Below are 2,935 nucleotides of genomic sequence, written 5' to 3' on the forward strand. Positions count from 1 at the left end.
CTCCCCCAAGGGCCTGCGCCATGCCTTCGGCGTCGCCGCCGTCTCCAGCGGTATCCCCCTCAACATGGTGCAGAAATGGCTCGGTCACGCCCAGCTCTCCACCACCGCCATCTACGCCGATGCCGTCGGCGCCGAGGAGCAGGATATCGCACGGAAAATGTGGGAGTGATTTTCTGTCATTCTCTCTTGTAGATAGAGCAGATTTTCACGTATGACCACATGCAAACATGAGGTCATGTAAGGACGTTCACATGCCAACAATAGCGATTATCAGCCAGAAGGGTGGGGCTGGAAAAACCACTCTGGCCTTGCATCTGGCTGCTGCGGCTGAGGATGCTGGCCATACAGCATTGGTGATTGATGTGGACCCACAGGCGACGGCGAGCCAATGGGCCGCATGGCGTAAGGATGCTCCGCCGGTTGTAATTGACAGTGCTCCGCCTCGTCTCGCGGCTAAGATCGGACAGGCAATGAGTCAGGGTGCTGAGTTCATCGTGATTGATACTCCGCCTCACGCTGATAGTGCGGCTAGTGCTGCCGTTGAAGTCGCCGATTTGGTATTAATTCCATGTCGGCCGAGTGCGTTCGATCTGGCAGCAATCAAAACGACTGCCAGCCTTATAAAAATGCGTGGCAAACCAGCCTTCGTCGTTTTTACAGCGGGAAGTCCGACTGCTCCACGTATGTATGAGGAGGCCACACAACTCGTACAAAGTTACGGACTGAACGCATGTCCACATATTATCGCTGATCGTGCAGTTTTCCGTCATGCTGCGGCGGAAGGGAAAACTGCAATGGAAGTAGAGCCTAAAGGCAAGGCGTCTGATGAGGTAAGGCTGCTTTACAAGTGGACATGCAAGCATGTAAACATGCAATCATCAAGGAAGCGGAGAGCTAGTGCATGAGCCGGAAGGGGTCTCTACTGTCGTTGCGGGATCGTGATTCCGCAATATCGCCGGTTGCAGTTGCATCAGAAGGCAAGGTTGCTGCTACCAATGTTGTTGGTACAGCCAGCAAGCAGGTTGCGCCGAGCCGTCAGGGCAAGAAAGCCATGACCGGCTATTTTAGTCCGGAAATGTCATTTGCCATGCATATGACCGCCAGAAAGCATGGGATGAGTTTACAGGATGCGATGGCCGACGCGTTTAACGACTGGCTACGCAAGATGGGAGAAAGTCCTGTGGGCAAGTAGGCATGTTTACGTGCGGTCATGTTTGCATGTAGGCATGTACACTTGCTGGCGTATGCCGGAATCAGCGTATTGGGTTGCGTTCGTGCCGTTTTTTACAAAAGCCAATAAAGGCTCCGGCAGGGCTTTTAAGCTCTGGTTTTCCCATGTCGTGCCACCATGAAACCCATTCGTCATGGAGAGCATAGATGTCATATCCTGGCGCAACGGTTTTAGCGTCATGCATGGTTTCGGGGTCGATGTAGGGAGCATCCCTCATAGGGGCGATAACATCGACCTTTGTTTTAAGGCTCAAACGGTTGCGAAATAGAATGATGTCGTCGGCCATTGTGATGGCATAGTCAGGAAAATGAGCATGACTGGTGTCATGCGCACAAACTTTCTTAACCAAGGATCGAAAGACGCGAAGCGGGCTATTTGAGCCACATTTTTTTTGCAGCAGCTCTAATCCGATCTTCCATTCATCTTTCATACCGCAGTGTTTGCGGGCTAGTTCGTACATGCGTCGTTCGAACGGTTTACGAAGTCGGAAATAGTCTCGGTGAAGAGTTAGGACATTCTTGCTGATGACTGAACGATAGACCCAATCTGACAGAGTGATTTCAAGATCAAGCATTCGGCCATCAAACGTCTTACGGGTGATTCTAGCTTCTTCGATCAAACCGAAAATTCGCGTTTCTTCAATGCCGCCTGTTTGAATGTTGGTTCGCACGGTTGTTCCGCGCAAACGTGTCAACGCGTCGGTCAGTAGCCTATAGCCTGCTCCGCTGGTTTGACGATTGGTAGCGACCAGCATGTCATAGGCTTGAAGGCGGAGTGTTCGGCCTGGTTGTTCGCCGTGATTCATTTTCGCAACGAGCTGAGAGATGCAGTAGATTAGGATATCCTTGTCATGGATCGTTGCCAGCCCTTTGCCAGACGGGATGATCTCTATGATATTCCCATTGTGTTCATAGCGTCGCATCCGGTTGTCTGGCTTGGTCGAGAGCGAAAAAACTGGATGCTCCATTGACGCCATATCATCTTTGGGAATGGCATCGAGCACGTCACAGATGAATAGATCCTGATTTGGATGGCGGACTGGAAGGAGGGGCGTGCGATCATCACCTTCCACAGCCAGAGAAGGCACAATGTCGAACAAGGAAGGAGAAGATTCTATCGTCATTTCAATTACAGATAGCTACTATCGTCACTTCAAATACGCAAGCCAATTATCGTCATTTTAGATTCAGATTGAGCTTATCGTCATTTCAATTACGCATACTCGCTATCGTCATATTAGATTCAGTTTATCGTCATAGTGGATTCGGTTTATCGTCATAGTGGATTCACAGGACGATAGAATCTCCCGATAAAACCTTTATTATTCAGTATGTTATTTGAATTATAAAAATCCGTAACACCACTTTAACACCTATTTAAACACTCCAATGCTGTGGATAACTTTTTATTTCCTGAAATTTGCAGCCAAATTGCCTCCAAGCACCGCCTCTTGGGGGCTCCGCCCCCGCCGGCTCGCGGCCTACGGCCGCCCCGATCGCGCTATGCGCGATCTCCCACCCGGCATCCCCCTGCTCGCCCTTTCAGGGCTGCGCTAAACGGACACGCCTACGGCGCGAAATCATAATCTGACGATGCATTCCCGCATCGTCTCTCCACCAAGACCTNTCCTCCCCCGCGTCGGCGCCTTTGGCGCCCTACGGGGCTCCCGCTCCGCGCTCGCCCGACGCCTGCAACACCAGAAGA

4 protein-coding genes are annotated in these 2,935 nt (G+C 51.3%); 3 read left to right on the top strand and 1 reads right to left on the bottom strand.

The window, feature by feature from the left end; translation table 11 throughout:
• Positions 1-52: 52 nt before the first annotated feature.
• The 3 genes from NJLHNGOC_RS16490 to NJLHNGOC_RS14940 all read left to right on the top strand — a co-directional run bounded on the left by NJLHNGOC_RS16490 (position 53) and on the right by NJLHNGOC_RS14940 (position 1,192).
• A complete protein-coding gene (locus tag NJLHNGOC_RS16490) occupies positions 53-169 on the top strand; it encodes a hypothetical protein (RefSeq protein ID WP_239021567.1) in 117 nt (38 codons plus the stop codon).
• 82 nt (positions 170-251) lie between these two features.
• Complete coding sequence (gene parA, locus NJLHNGOC_RS14935; RefSeq protein ID WP_082086140.1) at positions 252-905, top strand: ParA family partition ATPase; 654 nt, start codon at positions 252-254, stop codon at positions 903-905.
• Complete coding sequence (locus NJLHNGOC_RS14940) at positions 902-1,192, top strand: ribbon-helix-helix domain-containing protein (protein ID WP_039998296.1); 291 nt, start codon at positions 902-904, stop codon at positions 1,190-1,192. The genes parA and NJLHNGOC_RS14940 overlap by 4 nt, the downstream gene beginning before the upstream one ends.
• A gap of 61 nt (positions 1,193-1,253) precedes the next feature.
• Here the strand turns inward: NJLHNGOC_RS14940 and NJLHNGOC_RS14945 are convergent, their stop codons facing one another.
• Positions 1,254-2,354, bottom strand: coding sequence for a replication initiator protein A (locus tag NJLHNGOC_RS14945; RefSeq protein ID WP_110570150.1), 1,101 nt, complete (start codon positions 2,352-2,354; stop codon positions 1,254-1,256).
• Between the last annotated feature and the right edge of the window lie 581 nt (positions 2,355-2,935).

This window comes from Novacetimonas cocois, assembly GCF_003311635.1.
GTDB lineage: Bacteria > Pseudomonadota > Alphaproteobacteria > Acetobacterales > Acetobacteraceae > Novacetimonas > Novacetimonas cocois.

Bases quoted from the DNA above. Each gene is read 5' to 3' on its own strand.
- NJLHNGOC_RS14945 (WP_110570150.1), bottom strand. From the start codon at position 2,354: ATGACGATAGAATCTTCTCCTTCCTTGTTCGACATTGTGCCTTCTCTG.
- NJLHNGOC_RS14940 (WP_039998296.1), top strand. From the start codon at position 902: ATGAGCCGGAAGGGGTCTCTACTGTCGTTGCGGGATCGTGATTCCGCA.
- parA (WP_082086140.1), top strand. From the start codon at position 252: ATGCCAACAATAGCGATTATCAGCCAGAAGGGTGGGGCTGGAAAAACC.